The 18,852-nt window shown below is 42.9% G+C and carries 14 protein-coding genes; 10 read left to right on the top strand and 4 right to left on the bottom strand.

From position 1 onward, the window contains the following. Positions 1-362: 362 nt before the first annotated feature. Positions 363-812, bottom strand: a complete 450-nt coding sequence (gene cynS / locus WFH18_RS13240) for a cyanase (protein WP_180038404.1) — start codon at positions 810-812, stop codon at positions 363-365. A 286-nt stretch (positions 813-1,098) separates the two neighbouring features. On the opposite strand from cynS, the gene WFH18_RS13235 reads away from it, so the two are divergent. The 3 genes from WFH18_RS13235 (at position 1,099) to WFH18_RS13225 (ending at position 4,156) form a co-directional block, all read left to right on the top strand. Further along, complete coding sequence (locus WFH18_RS13235) at positions 1,099-1,908, top strand: formate/nitrite transporter family protein (protein ID WP_004280337.1); 810 nt, start codon at positions 1,099-1,101, stop codon at positions 1,906-1,908. Positions 1,909-1,974: 66 nt separating this feature from the next. Continuing rightward, positions 1,975-3,705, top strand: a complete 1,731-nt coding sequence (locus WFH18_RS13230) for a bifunctional protein-serine/threonine kinase/phosphatase (RefSeq protein WP_336755020.1) — start codon at positions 1,975-1,977, stop codon at positions 3,703-3,705. Between the two features lie 253 nt (positions 3,706-3,958). Next, positions 3,959-4,156, top strand: a complete 198-nt coding sequence (locus tag WFH18_RS13225; protein WP_044110922.1) for a hypothetical protein — start codon at positions 3,959-3,961, stop codon at positions 4,154-4,156. Between the two features lie 160 nt (positions 4,157-4,316). Here the strand turns inward: WFH18_RS13225 and WFH18_RS13220 are convergent, their stop codons facing one another. Then, positions 4,317-4,484, bottom strand: a complete 168-nt coding sequence (locus WFH18_RS13220; RefSeq protein WP_005100295.1) for a hypothetical protein — start codon at positions 4,482-4,484, stop codon at positions 4,317-4,319. 330 nt (positions 4,485-4,814) lie between these two features. On the opposite strand from WFH18_RS13220, the gene WFH18_RS13215 reads away from it, so the two are divergent. Together WFH18_RS13215 and WFH18_RS13210 are read left to right on the top strand one after the other, a co-directional pair. Further along, positions 4,815-5,732: a LysR family transcriptional regulator gene (locus tag WFH18_RS13215; RefSeq protein WP_195724750.1), complete on the top strand. Its 918-nt coding sequence runs from the start codon at positions 4,815-4,817 to the stop codon at positions 5,730-5,732. Positions 5,733-6,232: 500 nt separating this feature from the next. After that, positions 6,233-8,434: a TonB-dependent receptor family protein gene (locus WFH18_RS13210; protein WP_336755017.1), complete on the top strand. Its 2,202-nt coding sequence runs from the start codon at positions 6,233-6,235 to the stop codon at positions 8,432-8,434. Between the two features lie 62 nt (positions 8,435-8,496). On the opposite strand, the gene WFH18_RS13205 is transcribed toward WFH18_RS13210, so the two are convergent. Then, on the bottom strand, positions 8,497-9,105 hold the full coding sequence (locus WFH18_RS13205; RefSeq protein ID WP_004646981.1) for a MarC family protein: 609 nt from the start codon (positions 9,103-9,105) through the stop codon (positions 8,497-8,499). Between the two features lie 28 nt (positions 9,106-9,133). Continuing rightward, positions 9,134-11,170, bottom strand: coding sequence for a choline transporter (locus tag WFH18_RS13200; RefSeq protein WP_336755016.1), 2,037 nt, complete (start codon positions 11,168-11,170; stop codon positions 9,134-9,136). Positions 11,171-11,440: 270 nt separating this feature from the next. Between WFH18_RS13200 and betI the strand changes: the two genes are divergently transcribed. From betI to WFH18_RS13175, 5 genes are all read left to right on the top strand, one after another. Then, complete coding sequence (gene betI, locus WFH18_RS13195; protein ID WP_004731001.1) at positions 11,441-12,019, top strand: transcriptional regulator BetI; 579 nt, start codon at positions 11,441-11,443, stop codon at positions 12,017-12,019. A gap of 21 nt (positions 12,020-12,040) precedes the next feature. Continuing rightward, the gene (gene betB, locus WFH18_RS13190) at positions 12,041-13,516 is read left to right on the top strand and encodes a betaine-aldehyde dehydrogenase (protein WP_336755015.1); all 1,476 of its coding nucleotides are present in this window, start codon (positions 12,041-12,043) and stop codon (positions 13,514-13,516) included. Between the two features lie 11 nt (positions 13,517-13,527). Further along, the gene (gene betA, locus WFH18_RS13185) at positions 13,528-15,183 is read left to right on the top strand and encodes a choline dehydrogenase (RefSeq protein WP_336755013.1); all 1,656 of its coding nucleotides are present in this window, start codon (positions 13,528-13,530) and stop codon (positions 15,181-15,183) included. 127 nt (positions 15,184-15,310) lie between these two features. Next, the gene (locus WFH18_RS13180) at positions 15,311-16,081 is read left to right on the top strand and encodes a hypothetical protein (protein ID WP_114541253.1); all 771 of its coding nucleotides are present in this window, start codon (positions 15,311-15,313) and stop codon (positions 16,079-16,081) included. Positions 16,082-16,422: 341 nt separating this feature from the next. Then, positions 16,423-18,624, top strand: a complete 2,202-nt coding sequence (locus WFH18_RS13175) for an OsmC domain/YcaO domain-containing protein (protein WP_336755011.1) — start codon at positions 16,423-16,425, stop codon at positions 18,622-18,624. The last annotated feature ends 228 nt before the right edge of the window (positions 18,625-18,852 follow it).

The raw sequence follows: 18,852 nt of genomic DNA, 5'->3' as shown, positions 1-18,852 counted from the left end.
GAGGTACACCAACCAAGCGCTGGAATTCAGAATCTGAAAAACGATTTAATTTCTGATATTTCATGAAATCTATATTGAGGCAGTTTTTACTTTCGCAAGAGGTCTAATATCCTTTTTGTTGTTTTTGCTAACTCACTAATAAAATGATGAACCCAATATTCAGGATGGGAAAGTATTATTTAAACAGGACAGGAGGATTGAATTCATCGAATAAAAATAAAATTATTTATAGGTTGTAAGTTTAATTTGAGATGAAAAAATTATATATATTTTAATAACGATTTTAAAAAATAAATGAATTTAATGAGTGCAGATAAAATAAAAGCCATTTTCAAAATGGCTTTTATTTTTAGAATGATAAATTAATAGGTTTTGTAAGGTAAAAACTTTCCGGATAATACGACGTTCACCCGATCTCCGTTTGGATTACTCTCACGTTGAATATCCATATTGAAATCAATTGCACTCATAATTCCATCACCAAATTCTTCATGGATCAGTTCTTTAATAGTCATACCATAGACGCTGACAACCTCATACCAGCGATAAATCAGCGGATCTGTCGGCACGCTAGTTGGCAGAGAACCTTTATAGGGTACGATTTGCAACCAGGCGATGGCTTCATCAGTCAATCCAAATATTTCACCAATTTTTTCTGCCTGTTCTTTATTAAAAGCCATCTGACCCAAACATGCGGCTGTCACCCATTCTTTAGAAAGGCCTATTGTTTCAGCGACATCTGCCCATTTGATAGACTTTAAAACTTTCGCTGAAATAATCATGTCTGTCACTTGTTGACGATGGCTAATCATAATCTTCTCCAATAGCTATATTTAAAAAATGACCGCTATAGATAATGCAGAGATTGTGCCAATATAATTATAAGGATGAAATTTTAAAATAATTTATAGGATTTTTATTAGCGATTTAAAATAAATGGCATGCTATTTGCTTTTATCTATATTAAATATGGCAACGGCGCCATGACACAATTGATCTGTTTGAATAATGCAAGGCAAAGACGCCTAGGGTTGAAATAGACCTTAGGCGTTTTTTATTTGCAAACAGGCAAGTAATTTATATAAAGGGGATAAAAATATGGCTTATCTTGCTCCTGCAGAGTTTGCAAAAAAAGTGGTCGATGCTGGTGAGGCAAAACTTCATATGGCCACGCGTGATGTTTTAATTCGTGCGTTTATGGCAGGCGCAATTCTGGCGTTGGCGGCAGTATTTGCCGTGACGATTGCGGTACAAACAGGGGTGCCACTGATCGGGGCGCTGCTATTTCCAGTCGGTTTCTGCATGTTGTATCTATTGGGCTATGATCTGCTGACCGGGGTATTTGTTTTGACTCCATTAGCCTGGTTAGACAAACGTCCTGGGGTGACGTGGGCCCGTATTTTAAAAAACTGGGGACTGGTTTTTTTAGGTAACTTTGCCGGATGTTTAACCGTGGCAGTGTTGATGGCCGCAGTCTATACCATGGGTTTCGCAGCTGAACCGAATGCGGTCGGGGTGAAAATTGCCCATATTGGTGAGGACCGGACTTTGGGCTATGCCGAATATGGTTTTGCTGGCTGGATGACGATTTTTATCCGCGGCATGCTGTGTAACTGGATGGTGTCACTCGGGGTAATTGGCGCCATGATGTCAACCACAGTCAGCGGAAAATTTATCGCGATGTGGATGCCAATCATGCTGTTTTTCGCCATGGGCTTTGAACATTCAGTGGTGAATATGTTCCTGTTCCCATTTGCCATGATGATGGGTGGTGATTTCTCGATTACAGACTATTTCTTGTGGAATGAATTACCGGTGGCACTGGGTAATTTAGTGGGTGGTCTGGCACTGACAGGTCTGGCGCTCTATACCACGCATGTACGTACTGGCGATAAAAAAGAATTCTAATCTGAGCATGATGATTTATGTCTTGAGATTAAAGGGATCAATTCGATCCCTTTTTGAGTATTTAAAATGAATAAAAAATTAAAGATCAGCATCGGGCAATATTCTTCCGCTGGAATCAAAGCACAGAATCAGGATTTCCATGGGGTCTATATTCCTGAAGGCCACGCGCTTAGCAGTAAGGGCATTGCCTGTGCAATTGCAGACGGGATCAGTAGCAGCAATGTCAGCCATATTGCAGCAGAAACTGCAGTCAGCAGTTTTTTATCGGATTATTATTCGACTTCGGATGCATGGAGTACTCAAACTTCAGCGGCACGGGTTATTCGTGCGACTAATTCCTGGCTCTATGCACAAACCCAGCAAAGCCGCGGGCGTTTTGATAAAGACCAGGGTTATGTCTGCACCTTTAGTGCACTGATTTTGAAAAAAAACAGGGCACATATCTTTCATGCTGGCGACAGCCGGATTTATCGCATTCAGGCACAAGCCATTGAACAGTTGACGGCTGATCACCGTGTTTGCCTGTCATCAACAGAACATTATTTAAGTCGTGCACTGGGTGCCGACCATCGTATCGATGTCGATTATCAGCAGCTTGAATTATGTGAAGATGATTTCTTTATCTTGATGACAGATGGTGTCTATGAATTCATAGATATTCAACTCATCTCGAATATGGTCGAGCAGCAACAACATCTGGATATTATTGCCAAGTCTATAGTCGAGCTGGCTTTAAAGCGGGGTAGTGATGACAATCTCACCATTCAAATCATTAAAGTGGAACAGTTGCCTGAGGAGGAATCCTTTCATATCAAGAGCCATGTTTTATTTCCGCAACAGCTGAGTCATGGTGATCTGTTTGAAGGTTATCGGATTGATAAAATCCTGCACCAAAATCATCGCAGCAGCCTCTATTTGGCGCATGATGAAGCGACACAAAATCAGTTGGTCATTAAAACCTTGTCTGTCGATGTGCAGGATGATCTCAAAGCCGTAGAACAATTTCAGCTGGAAGACTGGGTATCGAAACGCTTAAAACATGAAAATCTGCTGCAATGCTATCCACATAAGGGCAGCAAGAAGTTTTTATTTCAAAGTTATGAATATTTACAAGGGGAAAGCCTAAACCGATGGCTGCACCGTCATAAAACTGCTTTAACTTTACAGCAGTTGCTTCCGATCATTGAGCAGGTGGCCAAAGCATTGAATGCCATGCACCGTCTTGAAATGCTGCACCAGGATGTACGACCAGAAAATGTCATGCTGCTCGAACCAGCCGATACCTTGAAAGTGAAACTGATTGATTATGGATCGACTGCGGTCAGAGGTCTGGTTGAACTGAATCCCAAACATGCAGATGTTCCTTTGGGAACCTTGGCCTTTATGGCACCTGAATATTTTATTGGATGCTCCCCATCAGTAAAATCAGATCAGTTCTCGCTGGCGGTGATGAGTTATTATTTATTGACCCGACAATTACCTTATGGGACAGACCTTGCGCGCTGTAAGACCGAAAAGGACTTAAAACAGGTTCGATATCATCCACTCTATGAGTATCGACCGGATCTGCCGCATGGCTTGGACGCCATCTTTAAAAAAGCGCTTTCCATTCGCTCGGAGCAGCGCTATGAAGCACTTTCAGCCTTTATATATGATCTGAAACACCCAGATCTCAAATTTAAAAAATCAGTTTCACGCCCTATGCTTGAAAAGCATCCAGTCACTTTCTGGAAATCCTGCACAGCGATTCTGTTTTTGTTATTGCTCTGGGTATTTGCACTGTATTTTAGCCAATGAAAATAATCCAAATAAGCTGTTGAACGATTTTTTTGATTTAAATAAAAAATCAATAGTGATTTAAGTTGAGATGTAGTCAAAATATCTATTTATTCTTATTGCAGATTTTTATATTTTTACGATGATTGACTTTGTATTTTTGAAGATTATCCCTATAAAATAGCAAGTGCAGTTAAAATCTAAATAAGCATAAAAACATTGGAATAATAATTGCTTATTTTTAATACCATTAGAATAAAAAGGCAGATGAGACATGAAAATTCAATTTTTTAAGCTGATTTTAATCTTGGGCAGCAGCATGGTGATGAGCCAAACAAGTCTCGCCGGAGATGGTGGCTTGCGTTTTGCTGAGAAAAATCAGGAAATAGCGGCACAAATTCAGGCCAAGAAAAAAACGGCAGAAACACAGGCGCAGCCACTACAAGCAAAAGCCTCTACAGAAGCGAAATAGTAAAACAGCACTCATCCAAGAAGGTGAGCTGTTCAGGTTAGATCAGATGTATAAGATGTTGTGATGCGAAAACTAGTCCCTAACTTTTTAATACTGAAAAAAAACTCCCCATCCATTTTTAAGAACGGGGAGTTTTTGTATTTTTGAATCCTTGAAAAATTTATTGATTCTGTTCTTCGTCCTGTCTTTCCTGACGCAGTTGATCACGTTGTCGCTGTGGATCATGAAGACCTAATTGACCTCGCTGGATCTCGCGATCCTGTTTTTCTTGCGGATCAAGTTGCTCTTCAGTGAGTTCATCATCATTTCGGTCGGTTGGATTGGACATAGTCTTTCATCCTCTAAAATACTTTCTAATTTTTATTGTATGAATGCAGCAAAATTATTCTGTGACTTTTATACCGGAGTTAGTTTTCTATCTTGTTGCTGCTGTAAATTTAAGCGCTATTTTATAGACCAATTTAATAAAATTAATTTAATCAATAAAATAAAATTAATAAAAATTAAGGGAATAGCAATTCGAACCTATAAACCCAATAGGTGAATATATCTCATTATTCTGGTTTAAAAATGAGAAAAACTAAACAAAATAAGAGAAATGGGTTATGCTTAAGACAGATCAAGTGTCATCCATCTTTTGAAATTTCCGGTATTTTCCATGATAGAACTCCGCCATTTAAGAACTTTAACTGCTCTGCGGGAGCATGGTTCTCTGGTTGCAGCAGCAAGTGATTTATGTTTAACCCCATCAGCCTTATCACATCAGCTACGTGAACTCGACCAATGGTTCGGGGTTGAAGTAGTGAATCGGCGTAGTCGTCCCGTAAGTTTTTCAAATGTTGGGGAGCGGTTGTTAAAACTGGCAGATGAAATATTACCGCAAGTTCAAATTGCACAGAGCGATATCAGCCGTATTGTGCATGGCCAGACCGGGCGAATAGTTTTCTCCTCTGAATGTCATAGCTGTTTTGACTGGTTGATGCCACTACTCAATCAATACCGGATGCAATATCCGGATGTAGACCTGGATTTTGCCTCAGGTTTTGAATCGAATCCGCATGAATTATTGCAAACTGGAGAGTTTGATCTGCTGATTACGGCTGATCCGATTGCGCTTAAAGGCATTGAATATTTTTCGATTTTTGAATACGAATCACGCTTGGTTTTATCCAACACTCATCCACTGGTACGTGCGAAAGAGATTACTGTTCAGGAACTTGCTGAAGAAACGCTGGTGACTTATCCGGTGGATAAACATCGTTTGGACATTATGTCGCGCTTGTTTATTCCCGCTAATATTTTACCCAAAGCCATTCGTACCACCGACTTGACCCAAATGCTGATTCAGTTGGTGGCAAGTGGTCGCGGGATTGGTGCATTACCTGATTGGGTGGTAAATGAATATGAGCAAAAAGGCTGGGTGACATCACGCCGTTTGGACTGCGTGGCGCCTGAAGGCTTACGTCGAACTTTATATGCCGGCTATCGTACGGAAGAAAAACAGAAAGATTATTTTGAAGGCTTCTTGAAACAGCTGGATCGGTTTTCCAAAAAAAGACAGGTCTACTATAACTGATCAATCAATAGTTGAATGTCTATAAGCCCGTGATTCTTAAAAATCCTGCATCGTCAGGATTTTTAAAAATTGATTGTTTTTCTCTCAAGAATTCCAATTTTTCTATAAGATGATGAGGTTAATCTCGTCTACTTCGAGTCAGAAAATATACAACTTCGGCCAACTTTAGAAATTAAAGAACTGGTTTAGTCGATTATAAATTTTCTACTTATCACATTTTGCCAAGTGGAAATGCATTTGTGCAGAATTAAATATCATATTATTCAATATCAATTACTTAAAAATTAAGTTCTTGGAACTTGTGAGGATGTGGTTCTGATCTTGCAAGTTGATTTTTAATAAAAAGATTAAATAAAATAAAAAACATACGCTGATCAGTCAATTTTTTGGCAGAAAATAACTCCTGAAAATAACAACGTTGATCTATGCTACAGCATAATTTTTAAACTGATTTCCTCTCATAAAACGGAATCACTTATACAGGACTGTATAAACTCGCCATGCACATGACAAAAATTCCTCTCAAGAAAAGCCCGCTGAGCCTCATGATTCTGTCGATTGTCTCAGGTCATCTTTATGCTGAAACTGCTGTAGAACCGGGCAACGTTCAACAGCTGAATACCATTGTGATCAGCGCTGAGCAAAATGCCAATCCGCAGCAGCAATATCAGAAAGAGCTGGCTCAGGTTTCAGGAGGAACGAATTTTATTGGCGAGCAGCAGTTAGAACAGCAGCGACTTGCGACCACAGCCGATGTGTTCCGTTTACAGCCAGGAATTTATGCCCAGTCTGCAGGAAATGAAGGTGCAAAAGTCTCAATCCGTGGTTCAGGAATCAACCGGACTTCAGGTGCACACGCATCCGGTACGCACGTCCTGATTGACGATATTCCATTTACCGGACCGGGCGGCACAGCGTATGAACTGCTAGAACCCTGGTGGATTGATCATGTCGGGGTTTATCGCGGAGCCAATGGCTTTAAACAGGGTGGACTGGCATTAGGTGGAACAATCAATTACAAATCCAAGACTGGCGCTGATCAGGATGGCTCTGAACTAAAATATGAAATGGGCAGCCATGGTTATCAGAAATATCAGTTTAGTACCGGCCGAAAGCTGGATCAGATGGATTATTATTTGGCGCTGACGGGTACCCAGTTCGATGGGATTCAGGATCATGCTGAAGGCGATGGCAAAGGTCTGGCTTTTAATTTGGGCTATCAAATTAGTCCGGATATCGAAACCCGTTTTTATGCCCGTTACCGTGAGAGCAAACATTTAACTCCAGGGCGGATTAAACAAAAAGATCTTAAAAATAACCCTGAAACGGCTGACAGTAATTTTGTAGCTATTGACGCCAAACGGATCCAGCCGGGCAGTACCTGGCTGGCCAATACTACGACATGGAATCTGCAGGATGATGCAAAACTGACAGGAAGTCTGGCTTATCATCATTATCCGCTGGATCTACGTGAAAGTCGTTATCGTACTAATGTCGATTATGAAGATATTACTGCGCGCTTCCAGTATGAAAAGCCTTATCAGTTTCTAGGTCTGGAGCATCAGGGGCGTATTGCCTTGCGTAGCACCACTCATCGCCCGGACAGTGGGGTTACTGAAACTTTAAGATTTAATACAGAAATTGGTAATCAAACGTATCCGGTAGACACAGTTACCCGCCGCTATACCTATCGTGGTTCAGACAACGTGCTGCAATTTGATCAGGAAACTACATTAAATGATCAGTTCAAATTAGATCTGGGATTGGCAGCTGTGTATACCCATCGGGAAAGTGAAGTTACTTATGCAAATATTCTTCCCGACCCAGATTCAGGTCCTGAGGTAGATCCTAAAGTCAGTCGTTATGAATGGAATTTTGCACCACGACTTGGGTTGACCTATCAGCCGAATGACTCTGTGCAATGGTTTGCCAATTTAAGCCGCAGTATTGAGCCGGCACATCCCTGGGCGATGGCTTGGTCTTCACCTTATTATTATCCTAAAGACAATGGAGCTGCATCAAATCGAGTGCGTGCGCCAATCTATTTGGACACGCAAACCGCCAATAGCTTTGAACTGGGCGGACGTGGACAATCGGGCTTTGGAGACTGGGCACTGAGCTACTATTATTCTAAAGTAAAAAATGAACTGTTAACCTCTGAAATGATTAAAACCTATGAAGATGGATCGAATCGACCTTCAGAGCCAATTGCTGTTGAATCGAATGCCACGCCAACGATTCATCAAGGGGTGGAGCTAAGTCTAGATACGCCATTGCATGAATCCCAATATGGCGAACTGCGTCTGCAACAGGCTTATACCCTTAGCGATTTCCAGTACAAAAATGATCCATTGTTTGGCAAGAACCAGTTGCCAGGAATCCCTAAACATCTGTATCAGGCTCAACTAAGTTATGCCTTGAATAATGGCCTCTATATTGGTTTGAATACCGAATATGCATCGAAGATGGCACATGATTATGCCAATAGCCGATTCAGTGATGACTATCAGATCTGGGGCATTGACGTGGGTTATGCACCAGAACATCAATCGTGGAAAACCTGGATCAACTTTAAAAATATCACGGATGAGAAATATGCTGCGGTCGTGATTCCTGGTCTGAATGATAAAGGTGCTGATGTAGCGCGATCTTCACCAGGTGAAGGTTTTTCTACTTATGCCGGCGTGTCATTTAAATTTTAATTATTTAAAAATAAAAAGAGCGGTAAACACCGCTCTTTTTATTTATTGATAGAAAGGATTTATCAGGTTTCTAAAATTCCGGTAACGCCTGTCACAATCATATCAATGGCAATAGTACCGATTAAAAGCGCTGCAACACGACCGACGATATCGACATACAGGTCAATGTAGTTGGAATATTTATGCTGTAAATGATCATGCAGATATTTCATCAGGATCAGCAAGCTACAGGTCAGAAACAGGGTAAAGAAAATCACCAGAATGGTTTGCATTAAACTGAGCTGAATCCCGGTAATCACGGAAGCCGAAATGGTGCCGGGACCGATCATAAACGGCATGGCAATCGTACCCGCCAGATGACTGGGCGCTCCACGCATCACACCAATCGTATCAGCACCTTCAAAGACATAACGATAGCCAATCACCAGAAAAATAATACCGCCAAAAATCTGGAAGGACTCAAACCGTACATGCAAGACTTCATTAAAGAAGGCTTCACCGGTTTTTGCAAAAATGATGAACACAATAAAGCTGATCAGACTGCCCTGAATCAATGCCATGTTGAATACTTTTGCGTCGGAATTACGGATAATTCCGAGCATATAAATACTCATCAGAAAAGGGTTGAGCAGGGAGAAAAACAGGGCAAATGCATTCAAACTTTCTGACATCATTCAGTCCTTCCGTAGTTGAGATATCCTAGATTTCACGGTCCGGGAACAGCGGACGTTTACCTGGGCTGATCCGGTTAATATGCAGATACATCATATGGCGTTCATATTTATCCAGGATGTCATTGATCACCTGTTCCTTACTATAACCGACCAGATCGTTGCCCTGAGAGCCTTCAAACAGATAACTTTCCAGACGATAGTAATAACGTTTGGTTCGTTTACCACGTGAACTGAAATTTGGCGTGTCATAGCGTACCGGCCATATTTCATAGACAAAGTTTTCTTCTTCATCGAGCTGAATGGTCAGATCCAGGTGATACAGTTCAGGTTCTTCCTCAAGCGATTTTTCCTGAATATTTACTTGAATGCCTTTGTCAATTAACTCGGTTGCAACGGCCTCAATGGCTGGTTTGCAAACATTATCCAGCATGGTCCGGGTCTGGGGCAGGCTTGGATGCAGCATGACCCGGCTCAGACGCTTCTTCCAGTTCAGGATATCCACATTACCGACCACAGGCGCAGCATTCAGACTGGTACTGGCCTGCCGAAAATCCTCTAGACGCAAGGACTTATACAGTCCGGCCATCACAAAGAAAATCACGAAACTAAAAGGCAGGCCCATAATAATCGTGGTGTTCTGTAATGCTGTTACGCCATTCGCCATGAGCATTGCCAAAGTCAGCAAACCGATGGCAATGGCCCAGAACACACTCAGCCAGCGCGGTGAATCATGTTCAATATTAGTGAATTTGGTCGTGAAATTTCCCAATACCAATGCCCCCGAGTCCGCTGAGGTCACATAGAACAGTAAGCCGGTAATGGTGGCGACACCTGCAGTAAACATAAAGCCTGGATACTGCGCCAGCAGATCATAAAAACCATGTGCCGGATTTTCTAAAACTGTCGTAGCAAGTTGAGTATTACCATCAAAAATCACGCTGTATAAAGCACTGTTACCGAAAATAGACAACCAGGTCAGGGTAAATAACAGAGGAATAACCAAAGTCCCGGTGACAAATTCGCGAATGGTACGACCACGGGAAATACGGGCCAGGAACAGACCAACAAAAGGTGACCAGGCGATCCACCATGCCCAGAAGAACAGGGTCCAGCTATTCATCCACTCTTTCGGTTGTTCAAAAGGAAAACTGGTTAAAGAAAGCTTCGGGAACTGGCTGATATAGTCACCAAAATTTTGAATCAAGGCGGCTAATAAAAACTCGGTATTGCCTACAAACAGAATGAATAGCAGCAGCCCAATTGATACATAGATATTAATTTCAGACAGGATCCGGATGCCTTTATTGACACCGGCAGTGACTGAAATAATAGTAATAATCACGGCAACGGCGATGAGTGCAGTTTGAATCCAGATATTTTCTGGTAAATCAAACAATACATGCAGGCCGTAATTTAATTGCACAACGCCAATCCCGCAGGTGGTGGCAATCCCGAAAATCGTGCCGAGTACTGCAGCCGTATCCACAGTATGGCCAATTGGACCATTAATTTTTTTTCCAAAAATAGGATAGAGTGCTGATCGAATGGTGAGCGGTAAATTGTAGCGATAGCTGAAATAACCTAGCGCGACCCCAATCAGCGCATACATACTCCAGCCAGTTAAACCGTAGTGAAACAGGGTCCACACCATGGACTGGCGCGCAGCTTCAAAAGTTTCACCTTCGCCCACAGGTGGATTCATATAGTGGGAAAGCGGTTCCGCCACCGAGAAAAACATCAGGTCAATCCCGATCCCGGCAGAAAATAGCATCGCCGACCAACTCAGCAGGCTAAATTCTGGTTTGGAATGTTTAGGGCCGAGTTTAATCTCGCCATAACGGGAACAGGCGATAAAGACGATAAAAACCAGATACAGCGTTGCCGCCAGCAGATAATACCAGCTAAAGGTACGACTGACCCAGTTTAAGATATTGATAATGACTTGATTGGCTTGTTCATTAAATAAAATGGTAATGATAGAAAACAGCAGAATAAGCGTCGCCGAAAAATAAAAAACCACTTTATTCAGACTATCTTGCTTCTCTTCATTTTTCTTTTGCATAAATCCATGACCATCGTGTTGTTGCCGGATGATCTACAGTGCAGTGTGATTTAAAAGCAAAAGCCTGCGGTAAAGCTTCCTTGTTTTCGTGAATTACAAACTTTTGCAAATCCAAAACAAACTGCGCTGTACATCAAGGGTGAGCTGGCACTATAATTTTTATTAATTGAACGTTCAATTAAAAAAGCGTTTATGAATTGTTACATCATTCAGCTATTTGCTTTAGCAGAGTAACTTTCTATTGTTATATCCGTTATTCAGGTTAGTCTTATGCCAAAAGTTGGTATGCAACCGATCCGTCGCCAGCAACTGATCGATGCCACCTTAGCTGCAGTGAATGAGCTAGGTTTTGCAGAAGCTTCAATTAGTCAGATTGCTCAGAGGGCAGGTGTCTCAACCGGCATCATAAGTCATTATTTTCAAGGTAAAAATGGCTTGATTGAAGCCACAATGCGTTACTTATTGCAGCAACTGGGTAAATCTGTTGCACAGATAAAGATACAGGTTGATGACTTACCGGAGCAGCGCTTGTTAGCGATCGTACGTGGTAATTTTGCTGCTCCACAAACGGATAAGGCGGCCATGAAAGTCTGGTTGGCGTTCTGGGCTAGCAGTTTGCACCAACCTGAATTACACCGTTTACAGCAGATCAATCATTACCGTTTACATTCCAATCTTAAATATGAATTCATGAAAAAGTTGAATAAAGACCAGGCAGAGAAAGCCGCTCAAGGTTTGGCAGCATTGATTGATGGATTCTGGTTAAGAGGTGCTTTGGTAAATGGCGAAATTGACCCAGAACTGCCGATTGAACTGTGTAGTGAATATATCCGGCAACAACTCAAATAACCCACCTGCGAGGAAATTCCATTGACAACATTCAAACTGCAACGTCCTTATATTCATGGACAATATGTCGATGCAACGTCCAATAGCACGTTTCAAACGATTAATCCTGCAACAGGCGAAATTCTGGCAGACGTGCAGGTATGTACGCGAAAAGATATCGATCGCGCTGTTGAATCGGCACAACAAGGACAAAAAGTCTGGGCAGAAATGACGGCGATTCAACGTTCCCGTATTTTGAACAAGGCTGTTGCCATCCTCCGTGAACGTAATGACGAGCTGGCGCGTTTAGAAAGTCTCGACAGTGGTAAAGCTTTCAGTGAAACATCCACCGTCGATATTGCGACAGGTGCAGATGTACTCGAATACTATGCAGGTATTTTGCCAGCATTAGAAGGCCAGCAAATCCCGCTCAGAAGCAGTTCGTTTGTTTATACTCGCCGTGAACCTTTGGGTGTGGTTGCCGGGATTGGTGCATGGAATTATCCGGTTCAAATTGCCTTATGGAAATCTGCACCTGCACTGGCAGCAGGCAATGCCATGATCTTTAAAGCCAGTGAAGTGACGCCTTTAACTGCATTAAAACTGGCAGAAATTTATACTGAAGCAGGTGTGCCGCATGGTGTCTTTAATGTGGTTACCGGCAGTGGTGAAATTGGTGGTTATCTGACTTCGCATCCTGATATTGCCAAAGTGTCGTTTACCGGTGGCGTTTCTACCGGCAAAAAGGTCATGGCGCAAGCTGCAAATTCTAGCCTGAAAGAAGTCACGATGGAGCTGGGCGGTAAGTCTCCGCTGATTATCTGTGAAGATGCCGATCTGGATTTGGCGGCCGATATTGCCATGATGGCCAATTTCTATAGTTCCGGTCAGGTGTGTACCAACGGTACTCGCGTATTTGTGCCTTTGGCATTGAAAGCAGAATTTGAAGAAAAGATTTTGCAGCGTGTTGAACATATCCGTATGGGTGATCCACTTGATCCTGAAACCAATTTCGGTCCGGTTTCCAGCTTTGAGCATATGGAAAAAGTGCTGGGCTATATCGAAAAAGGCAAGATAGAAGGGGCACGCCTATTATGTGGCGGCGGCCGTGCTAAGGATGAACAGTTTGTCCAAGGAGCTTATGTCCTGCCAACCGTATTTACCGACTGCCGTGATGACATGACCATTGTACGTGAAGAAATCTTCGGTCCAGTCATGAGCATCCTGAGTTATGACACCGAGCAAGAAGCCATTCGTCGTGCCAATGATACCGATTATGGTCTGGCTGCAGGTGTCGTCACACCAGACTTAGCCCGTGCACACCGAATTATTCATCAGGTAGAAGCGGGTATCTGCTGGATCAATACCTGGGGTGAATCGCCTGCAGAAATGCCAGTTGGTGGTTATAAACATTCGGGTGTCGGTCGCGAAAACGGTATTGTCACGCTACAGCAATATACCCAGACCAAGTCAGTTCAGGTCGAACTCAGTCCTTTCCAGTCTGTATTTAGCGCATAAGGGAGGATTGGATGAATTACGACTATATTATTATCGGTGCAGGTTCGGCAGGAAATGTGCTCGCAGCGCGTTTAACTGAAGATCCGGATGTGAAAGTCCTGCTGCTGGAAGCGGGTGGGCCGGATTACCGTCTAGACTTCAGAACACAAATGCCGGCTGCATTGGCTTATCCATTACAGGGACGCCGTTATAACTGGGCCTATCTGACCGATCCTGAACCACATATGAATAACCGTCGTATGGAGTGCGGGCGCGGCAAGGGGCTGGGCGGTTCTTCATTAATTAACGGCATGTGTTACATTCGCGGTAATGCTATGGATCTTGAACAGTGGGCCAGCCTGAAGGGGCTAGAACACTGGAGCTATGCTGAATGTCTGCCGTATTATAAAAAAGCTGAAACGCGCGATATTGGCGGCAATGATTATCATGGTGATTCTGGACCGGTTTCGGTCGCAACACCTAAAAATGGGAATAATGAACTGTTCCATGCCATGGTCGAGGCCGGTGTACAGGCCGGTTATCCACGTACTGATGACCTGAATGGCTATCAGCAGGAAGGCTTTGGGCCGATGGACCGTACCGTAACGCCGCAAGGCCGTCGTTCCAGTACAGCACGTGGTTATCTGGATATGGCCAAAGGCCGGGATAATCTTACGATTATTACCCACGCCATGACCAACCGGATTCTGTTTAATCGTAATCAGGCAATTGGTGTGGAATATTTTGAAGGACAAAATACTTTACAGCCGATTCAGGTCTTTGCAGATCGTGAAGTATTGCTATGTGCAGGTGCAATTGCCTCGCCGCAAATCCTGCAACGCTCCGGTGTGGGTCCGGCTGAACTGTTAAAAAGTTTGGATATTCCTGTGGTTCAGGATTTGCCAGGCGTGGGTGAAAACCTGCAGGACCATCTGGAAATGTACCTGCAATATAAGTGCAAAAAACCGGTTAGCTTATATCCGGCACTCAAGTGGTATAACCAGCCGATGATTGGCGCTGAGTGGTTATTTTTAGGTAAAGGTATTGGGGCCAGTAACCAGTTTGAAGCCGGTGGTTTTATCCGCTCTTCAGACGAATTTGACTGGCCTAATATCCAGTATCATTTCCTGCCTGTAGCGATTAATTATAATGGCACCAATGCCATTCATGAACATGGCTTCCAGGCTCATGTGGGCTCTATGCGTTCGCCGTCACGTGGCCGTGTTCGTCTGAAATCCAAAGACCCGTTTGAGCATCCAAGTATTCTGTTTAATTATATGAGTACCGAGCAGGACTGGCGTGAATTCCGTGATGCCATCCGCATTACCCGGGAAATTATGCATCAGCCGGCATTGGATCCCTATCGTGGTGAAGAAATCAGTCCGGGAAAACATCTACAAACAGATGCTGAAATTGATGAATTTGTTCGTAATCATGCAGAAACCGCGTATCATCCATCGTGTAGCTGTAAAATGGGTGAGGATGACATGGCGGTTGTCGATGGTTATGGACGCGTACATGAAATGCAGGGTCTGCGTGTGATTGATGCCTCGATAATGCCTTTGATCATTACCGGTAACCTCAATGCAACTACGATTATGATCGCTGAAAAACTGGCAGACCATATTCGTGGCAAACCTGCTCTTGCGCCTTCATCGGCACCTTTTTACAAGGCGCCTCGCGCTTAAATCATGGTTTTATTCCTGTCATCTGGCAAAGCAGGAGTAAAACGAATTTCAATTTTTTCCCAAAGCCGGAGATAAAACCTCGACTGCTGTCGTTTTATCTCCGCTTTACTTAATACATTTATATTTTATGAAAATATTCAATCAAACAGTGCTGTTTGGCTGTGCTGCTGTTTCAAGTTTTTACTGTTATGCCGATGATGCGGAAGTAAAACAAATAGAAGCAAGCGGAAACTTGAGTGTGGTCTCCAAATACGTCTCCCGCGGTTTGACCAATGCGCCTGAAAATGATGATGTTGCTGTACAGGCTGCATTGAATCTGGCTTATGGTAATTTTTATGTCGGATATTGGGGATCTACGCTTGGATACTCTTATGCAGAAGTGCAGGGGCGTCAGGGACATCGTTCAGACAAATTCGAGCATAACTTTCTGCTGGGTTATACCCATAGCAGCGAAAATTATGATTGGGATCTATGGAACGCAACCTATTATTATCCGGGCGGCAAGCATACTACCGGAAATGAGCTGGGTTTAAATATAAGTCGTGCATTGAATGATCAGACCAGTATTGGCGCCAGTGTATCGACCTATCTGTATGATGTGGCTTATGCCAATCAGGGCGATACTTTTTATACGCTTAACCTGAATCATCAGTTGAATGATCGCCTGAATGCCAGCGTTACGGCAGCGGGAAGCTATTTTAACGATGAAGGCAAATATGAGGGCGGTGAACTGGGCGATACTGAAAAGCAGTTTGCCTTTCGTTATGCTTCTGCCGGACTCAGTTATGCGCTTTTACCGCAGTTGAGTGTGTCAGGTGAATATATCTTTGGCGGTTATGACCGCTATGATGACAAGCAGCGTAATCTTGCAGTATTTGCACTGAGTTATGATTTTTAAAATTATGAAATCATTCAGACTAGGCGGGTGAAAATCTGCCTTATCTGCAACTTTGATTAATAGTATAAGCCATGACTTGAAGTTGATTCATGCTCCGGCAGCTCAGGAAAGACTGAGGATCTGGTTTAATCTGCCAGAATTTCAGACAAATATTATCAATTTCATAAAATAATTCTATAATAGCGCCCATTCTCGGCAGCGTTATCCAGACACTTCGTCAAATGGTATAACCTGACCATTTTCTATTTTTCATTCAAGTTCTCCTCCGTGAACCGGCTTGTATATTCAGATTCAGCATCTTATCTGTCCGTGACGGCACATAAGAATATTTAGGTATCCACATGGAAATTAAGGTCAATTATCTCGATAATCTTCGTCAGGAAGCCAAGTTCGATGACTTCACGGTAATCGCCGATCAGCCGATCCGCTATAAAGGCGATGGTTCGGCACCCGGCCCATTCGATTATTTTCTGGCATCTTCAGCTTTATGTGCGGCTTATTTTGTCAAAGTCTATTGCGCGGCACGTGATATTCCGACCGACAATATCCGCCTATCTCAAAACAATATCGTTGATCCTGAAAACCGATATAAACAGATTTTTAAAATTCAGGTGGAACTACCGGCTGATATTTCTGAAAAAGACCGCCAGGGAATTTTACGTTCGATCGACCGTTGTACCGTCAAAAAAGTAATTCAAACCGGTCCTGAATTTGTCATTGAAGAAGTAGAAAGTATCGATGCAGATGCTCAAGCCTTGTTAATGCCAAGTCTGGCTTCTGAAAACAGTACATTTATTCCAGGTAAAGACCTTCCGCTGGAAGAAACCATTGCCAATATGTCTGCAATTCTGGCAGGCCTTGGCATGAAGATTGAAATTGCGTCTTGGCGTAATATCGTGCCGAATGTCTGGTCGCTACATATCCGTGATGCGCAGTCGCCAATGTGTTTTACCAATGGTAAGGGCTCAACCAAAGAAAGTGCGCTGGCATCTGCTTTGGGTGAATTTATTGAGCGTCTGAACTGTAACTTCTTCTATAATGACCAGTTCTGGGGTGAAGATATTGCCAATGCAGAATTTGTGCATTATCCAGATGAAAAATGGTTCCAGCCAGGTCCGAATGGCGAACTACCTGCAGAAGTTTTAGATGAACATACCCGTGAAATTTATGATCCTGAAGATGAGTTATTGGGTACCCATCTTTATGACACCAACTCGGGTAATAAGGCTCGTGGCATCTGTTCATTGCCATTTGTACGTCAATCTGATGGTGAAACCGTTTATTTTCCGTCGAATCTGATTGAAAACTTATACCTGAGCAATGGTATGAGCGCCGGGAATACGCTGGCTGAAGCGCAAGTACAATGTCTGTCTGAAATTTTTGAGCGTGCAGTTAAACGCGAAATTCTGGAAGGTGAACTGGCACTTCCGGATGTGCCTGAACATGTTCTGGCAAAATATCCAAAAATTGTTGAAGGCATTAAAGGTCTGGAAGAACAGGGCTTTCCGGTTCTGGTCAAAGATGCGTCATTAGGCGGCCAGTTCCCGGTGATGTGTGTCACCTTGATGAACCCGCGTACCGGCGGTGTATTTGCCTCATTCGGTGCCCATCCTAACTTTGAAGTGGCCTTAGAGCGTAGTTTGACTGAATTGCTGCAAGGTCGTAGTTTTGAAGGTCTGAATGATCTGCCAAAACCAACCTTTAGCAGCAATGCAGTGACTGAACCGAATAACTTTGTTGAGCACTTTATTGATTCTAGTGGTGTAGTGTCTTGGCGTTTCTTCAGCGCGAAATCAGATTATGATTTTGTCGAGTGGGATTTCACCAATAATGGTCAAAACTCGAATGCGGATGAAGCTCAGGAATTATTCACGATTCTTGAAGACATGGGCCATGAAGTTTATATGGCGGTGTATCAGCATTTGGGTGCCACCGCTTGCCGTATTCTGGTACCGGGCTATTCGGAAATCTATCTGGTAGAAGATCTGGTTTGGGACAATACCAACAAGGCTTTGTTATATCGTGAAGATATCCTGAATCTGCATCGACTGGATGATGAACAACTGCAAGCATTGGTTGAGCGTCTGGAAGAAGCAGATGAGGATGACTATACCGAGATCAAAACCTTGATCGGTATCGAGTTCGATGAAAATACTGAATGGGGCCAGCTCACTATTCTTGAACTGAAACTTCTGATTTATGTGGCTTTGCAGCAATTTGAAGAAGCTAAAGATCTGGTTGAGCAGTTCCTGCAGTTTAATACCAATACCGTTGAACGTGGCCTGTTCTACCAGTGCATGAATGTCGTTCTGGAAGTCATTCTGGATGATGAAATGGAACTGGATGATTATGAGCACAACTTCCGCCGTATGTTTGGTGATGCCCGTATGGATGCCGTTCTAGGTTCAATCGAAGGCACAGTTCGTTTCTATGGTTTGACCGAAACCAATATGCAGCTTGAAGGACTGGACCGTCATTTACGCCTGATTGACAGCTATAAGAAATTGCATGCAGCGCGTGCCAAGTTTGTGGCTCAGCAATAATCCATAGATGAATGACTAAAAATTTTCGTTATTTGTTTTAAATCTTAAAGATGGCTTACTCGGTTTCGAATAGGCCATTTTTATCTCTGACCCTATATGCAATCTTTTCTATTATTTTAGGACTTACGCACTGTTATTTATAGACTCTCTGTGGTAGCAGATGATTTTTATCGAGAATAAAGTCATCAATGAAGTTTTTGATAATTGGTCTAAATAATTTCTTCTGCC

This window comes from Acinetobacter sp. USHLN143 (assembly GCF_037145695.1).
In the GTDB taxonomy this organism is placed as follows: Bacteria; Pseudomonadota; Gammaproteobacteria; order Pseudomonadales; family Moraxellaceae; genus Acinetobacter; species Acinetobacter fasciculus.
Note: the sequence above shows the minus strand (reverse complement) of the source record. Positions and strands in the feature narration are given on the sequence as shown.